This is a genomic window from Protofrankia sp. Cr1 (genome assembly GCF_963555865.1).
GTDB lineage: Bacteria > Actinomycetota > Actinomycetes > Frankiales > Frankiaceae > Protofrankia.
The window spans coordinates 22,667-28,034 of record NZ_CAUVXO010000004.1; the positions used below are offsets into that span (position 1 = coordinate 22,667).

General features: G+C 68.3%; 7 protein-coding genes. 6 read left to right on the forward strand and 1 reads right to left on the reverse strand.

Going from position 1 to position 5,368, the window contains the following annotated elements; genetic code table 11:
• From U9980_RS01200 to bfr, 5 genes are all read left to right on the forward strand, one after another.
• On the forward strand, positions 1-801 hold an 801-nt coding region (locus tag U9980_RS01200; protein WP_322766309.1), incomplete at its 5' end, for an OmpA family protein.
• 71 nt (positions 802-872) lie between these two features.
• On the forward strand, positions 873-1,304 hold the full coding sequence (locus U9980_RS01205) for a ferritin-like domain-containing protein (protein ID WP_322766310.1): 432 nt from the start codon (positions 873-875) through the stop codon (positions 1,302-1,304).
• A complete protein-coding gene (locus tag U9980_RS01210) occupies positions 1,301-2,107 on the forward strand; it encodes a family 1 encapsulin nanocompartment shell protein (protein WP_322766311.1) in 807 nt (268 codons plus the stop codon). The genes U9980_RS01205 and U9980_RS01210 overlap by 4 nt, the downstream gene beginning before the upstream one ends.
• A gap of 235 nt (positions 2,108-2,342) precedes the next feature.
• Positions 2,343-2,483, forward strand: a complete 141-nt coding sequence (locus U9980_RS01215) for a (2Fe-2S)-binding protein (protein WP_322748667.1) — start codon at positions 2,343-2,345, stop codon at positions 2,481-2,483.
• Positions 2,484-2,500: 17 nt separating this feature from the next.
• A complete protein-coding gene (bfr, locus tag U9980_RS01220; protein WP_322766312.1) occupies positions 2,501-2,971 on the forward strand; it encodes a bacterioferritin in 471 nt (156 codons plus the stop codon).
• Here bfr and U9980_RS01225 read toward each other — a convergent pair.
• On the reverse strand, positions 2,918-4,213 hold the full coding sequence (locus U9980_RS01225) for a glycerate kinase (RefSeq protein ID WP_322766313.1): 1,296 nt from the start codon (positions 4,211-4,213) through the stop codon (positions 2,918-2,920). The genes bfr and U9980_RS01225 overlap by 54 nt on opposite strands.
• Positions 4,214-4,385: 172 nt before the next feature.
• Between U9980_RS01225 and U9980_RS01230 the strand changes: the two genes are divergently transcribed.
• Positions 4,386-5,368: PAS domain-containing protein (locus U9980_RS01230; protein ID WP_322766314.1), on the forward strand; the 983-nt coding region annotated here is incomplete at its 3' end.

Below are 5,368 nucleotides of genomic sequence, written 5' to 3' on the forward strand. Positions count from 1 at the left end.
GCCACCGCGAAACCGTTGGTGATCTCTGTCAACGGCGGATCGCTCACCGTCACCGCGACGGTGCCTGACCGTGATGCTCGGGAGCGGCTTCTCGGCGCGGCAGCTGCGGCGAGTTCCGGCACGTTGACCGGGCAGGTCGCGGTTGATCCCACGGTGGCCGCGCCGCCGGTGACGACCCTGGGGGACCTGACCCGTTCGCTGACTGCAGTGGCGGGCACACATCAGGTAACGATTATCGGTTCCACGGTGGTTGTCGAGGGAACCGTGGTCGATGCCGACGAGCGTGCGCGGCTGGGGTCCGCTGTGCTCGCCGCGGCGCGCACAGCGGAACCTGCGATCTCCCTCGACAACCGGCTGACGGTTCGATCGGTGACTCCTGAGCCCGCCCCTGCAGTCGACGCGGCAGCCGACGCGGCGGGCGACGCCGCGGTCGACCGCCCCGCCCCGGCCGATCCTCTTGCCGGTGCGCTGGCCTCGGGTCGGGTCGCCTTCGCGACCGACAGCTCGGAGCTCACCGACCTCGATCGTGCCCATCTCGACCAGATCGCGGCGGTGCTGCGCGGCGGTACCCAGAAGGTTCTGGTGGCTGGTCACACCGATGCCCAGGGTTCCCTGCCGGTCAACGAGGCCTTGTCGCTGGCACGGGCACACTCCGCGGCCTCCTATCTGTCGAGTCACGGAGTACCGCAGGGGCAGCTGCGGGCTGCCGGGTTCGCCGCCGACTATCCGGTGGCGACCAATGACACCGAAGCCGGCCGCGCCGCCAACCGCAGGGTGGAGATCTCCCCTCTCATGCCGTAGTGGCCGGCGGACTCGCTGCGTGCACGCGTTTCCTGACGCGTGGTGCTCCACCTGCGTGGTACCTACAGCGGGTGGCTGACACGAGCATGGGGCTGCACGAGCAGCCCGGGACGCTGCATCCGGCAACGATCGACCGACACCGGGCGATCGTCTCGCTGATGGAGGAACTCGAAGCGGTCGACTGGTACGACCAGCGGGTGGATGCGGCGGGGGATCCAAGCCTGGCCGGCATCCTCGCTCACAATCGGGATGAGGAGAAGGAACACGCCGCAATGACCCTGGAATGGCTGCGACGTCACGATCCGGCCCTCGACGCCCAGCTCCGGACCTACCTGTTCACCTCCGGCCCGATTCTCTCGGTGGAGGCCGAGGCGACGGGAGGCAACGGCGGCGGTGCGCCGACGCAGGACCGGCTGCTCCCCGTCGAGGGTCCGATGCCGGCCACCCCCGGGCGCGGTGACGGGTCGTTGGGCATTGGCGGTCTGCGGAGTGTGACCGGGTGAATCATCTGCTGCGCGACCACGCTCCGCTCACCGAGGCTTCCTGGTCGATGATCGACCGGGAAGCGCGGGCGAGGCTCACCACGAACCTCGCCGCCCGCAAGCTGGTCGATTTCTCCGGTCCGCACGGCTGGGGCCGGTCGGCGACCACGCTGGGGCGGGTCACGACCCTTGCCACGGCGCCGGTAGAAGGCGTGGTTGCCCAGCTACGGCAGGTCCTGCCCCTGGTTGAGCTGCGGACATCCTTCACGCTGGCATGCCGGGAGTTGGCTGACGTCGACCGGGGCGCCGACGATGTGGATCTCGGTGCGCTCGACGAAGCCGTGCGCACCATCGCGATCAGCGAGAACGCGATCGTCTTCCACGGGTTTCCCGATGCCGGGATGGTCGGGATCATGGAGGCGTCGGCGCATCCCGCCGTCTCGCTCGGAGCTGACACCGACACCTACCCCCGCGCCGTCGCCAAGGCCGTCGCCCTGTTGGCGCAGGCCGGCATCGGTGGACCCTACGGTCTGGCCATCGAGCCGGACGGGTACACGGCGATCATCGAGACGGTCGAGAAGGGCGGCTATCTGCTGCTCGGCCATCTCCGCCAGATTCTGGACGGGCCGGTGGTACGCGCTCCCGGAATCCGCGGAGCGGTCGTGCTGAGTCTGCGCGGGGGGGATTTCATCCTCGAGTCCGGTCAGGACCTGTCGGTCGGTTATGCCGGCCGCACGATGGACACGGTCCACCTCTATGTCGAGGAGAGCCTCAGCTTCCGCGTGACCGAGCCGGATGCGGCCGTGGTGTTGCGGGCACTGTGATCAGGGTGACAGCGAGGCGGTACGGCGACCTGCTTGTTTTTGATCTTTCTGTGTGAGACTCTCCCGTCTGGGCACTATTAGGGAAGCTTTAGCTAAGTAGCGAGCGTTCGTTTTCGTCATCCCAGCTGTGCGCAACCTCCGCTGGGTGACGCGGTGAACAGCTCCTGAATGGGCGTGGTGAGGTGCGGTGCTGGTCTGTTCATGTTTTGCTGTAAACGATCGGACGTTGCGCGGCGTGATCGAGTCGGGCGCGCGCGACACGGGTGATGTGGGTGACGTCTGCGCCGCAGGTACCGGCTGCGGCGGCTGCCTCGACGAGATCGAGGAGTTGCTGAGCGATCATCTCCGTGTCCGTCCGGTCGTCCCGTCGGGCTGACGCAGCGGAGGTTCCATGTGAGGGGCGACCCGGAAATCGTCGAACTGCTCAATCGCGTCCTCACCAATGAGTTGACAGCCGTCAATCAGTACTTCCTGCACTCGCGGATGCAGCTCAACTGGGGCTACGACCGGCTGGGCAGGCACACCTACGACGAGTCGATCGATGAGATGCGCCACGCTGACTTGCTGGTGCACCGGGTGCTCTACCTCGGTGGGCTCCCGAATCTCCAGCGGCTGAACACGTTGCGCGTCGGTGAGACCGTCGTCGAGCAACTGAACTCCGACCGGACCCACGAGATCGAGGCATGCGGCCTCCTGCGCGAAGGGATTGTCCTGACCCGATCCCGTGACGATGTCGGCTCGGCCGTCCTCCTGGAGAAGATCCTCGTCTCAGAGGAGGAGCACATCGACTGGCTGGACGCCCAGATCGAGCTACTCGCCCAGGTCGGGGAAGCGCACTACCTCTCGCAGCAGATCCACGACTGACCGGTAGCGGGCGACTGACCGTTTCAGGACAGCATGCTGCGGAGGGCTTCGGCGGTCGCACGTCGCAGCCTGCGGGCAGCCTCGGCCCGGCCGACGAACGCCGGCACCCCCACCGTCGCGGGGGCGCCGGCAACGGGGGCCACCGGGTGGACTGGTGGCCCCCGGATGGACTGGGGCCACCGGGTGGACGGTGAAGACGGCGGTGAAGCCGGCATCCTGCCAGCGACCCGGGTCGAGGTCCACCCGTCCGCAGACCGCGATGACCGGCACACCGGCCGTCCGGGCCCGGCTCGCGACGACCGCCGGAGCCTTGCCCCGCAGGGTCGTCGCGTCCAGTGCGCCCTCGCCGGTGATCACAAGGTGGGCGCCGTCCAGGGCCGCGTCGAAGTCGACGAGATCGAGGAGCAGCTCGGCGCCCGCCCGTATCTGTGCACCGAGAAAGACCATCGCGCCAAAGCCGAGACCGCCGGCCGCGCCTGCGCCCGCGGTGACCCTCGCCTCCCTCGCCGGGAGGCCCGCGACATCCCACGGCAGCGCGTCGAGCCGGTTGGCGAGCGTGCGCAGCCCCTCTTCGAGGACGGCGACCTCGGCTGGTCCTGCGCCCTTCTGCGGTCCGAAGACCGCTGCCGCACCGTGCGGCCCGAGCAGCGGGCTGTCAACGTCTGCCGCGACGGTGATCTCAGCATGGGCGAGTCGCCGATCCCGACCGCTGACATCGATTGTGTGAAGATCACGTAGGGCGGCGCCACCCGGCGGCAGAGGCCGGCCGGTCCGGTCCAGAAATCTGACACCCAGTGCGGAGGCCATCCCGACGCCCCCGTCGGTCGTCGCGCTCCCGCCCGCTCCGAGCAGCAGCCGTCGGGCTCCGGCGTCCAGGGCGGCACGCACCAGCTCACCGGTACCGGCAGTGGACGCTGCCAGCGGCGCGAGCCGTCCAGGTGGCACGAGCCGCAGACCGGACGCCGTAGCCGTCTCCAGCACCGCGGCGTCGGCTCGAACGGCGAACGCAGCGCGCACCGCGGTTCCCAGCGGTCCGGCCACGGTGGCCTCATGACGGGTGAAGCCCGCGGCAAGAGCCGCGGCCACGGTTCCGTCGCCGCCGTCGGCCACCGGCCGCATGACGATGTCCGCGTGTCGGTAGGTGTCACCGACCCCGTCAGCCATGGCGTGTGCCGCCTCGTTCGCGGTCAGCGTGCCTTTGAAGGCGTTGGGTGCCACAACGATTCGAACGGACGTGGGCATGCCCGCATAATCCCGTTGCGACGTGCGGTCGGTGCATCCGGCACATGTGAATATCCACCGGACACGCCCTAACGTTCTGTGCTCACCCGACTGCCGCTACACTCAGTCTTCGATCGGGAAGTAGCGTGATGAGCCGGGATGTGCACGGGGCTGACATCCGCGAGGAGGTGCGTTGGTCGCGAGCGTGGTCGGCTTGGTGCCTGACGTGGTGTCCGCCGGGCTACTGGTGGTGACATCCGACAGCCGTGTGGTTTGGGCTAACCGGGCCCTGTTCGCCCTTGTGACGGGCGGTGCGATGGTGCATGAGCAGAGTGCGACACCGGATCCGACGGGCCTTGGCGTACTGGTGCGGGCCACCGCCGGTTTCGACGACATGGTTGGCGCCCGACTGGCCGTCGCCGAGGCCGGACTGCCGTTGGCGGGCGTTGTCCCGGACGGGGAACCGTGCGAGGCCAGGTGGCAGGCGCCCGACGGCACCACCCGGTGGCTGGAGATCCGTTGCCGTGCGCTGGCTGCCGGTGACACGGGCCGGGACCGGACGGTCGGTACCGGGGGCTACGTTCTTTATGAGATTGTCGACAATACCGCTCGTCACAATGACGAGGATGTCGCGCAGCTGCGCCAACGGTGGCTCCGTCATGTGGAGACGATCGCCCGGACGGGCATCTGGGAGTGGGACCTGGTCACCAACGAGGTGGAGTGGTCCGACGAGCTTCTTGCGATGTTCGGCTACCCCACGGACACCTATCTCGATTACGACACCTACCGGTCGCTGATGCACCCCGACGACGTCCCGAGGATCGAAGGCGTTCTGGAGCGGGCGATCGCCGAGGTCAGCCCGTTTGAATTCACCCACCGCATGTACCTGGCCGACCGGGTTACCGAGTGTGTGCTCGAATGCCACGGCGATGTCCTCACCGACCATGCGGGTACGCCGATTCGGATCATGGGTACGGCTCATGACGTCACCGAGCTGATCCGGGTCCGCCGCGAGCTCATCCACCTCACGACGCACGATCCGCTCACCGGACTGCGCAACCGCCAGGCGATGACGGCGCTTCTGTCCGAACGCATCGCAGGCATCGCAGGCATCGAACCCGTCGAGCGCATGACGGGCATCGCCATCGCGTCGAACGGGATGGCGTCGGCCGGGAT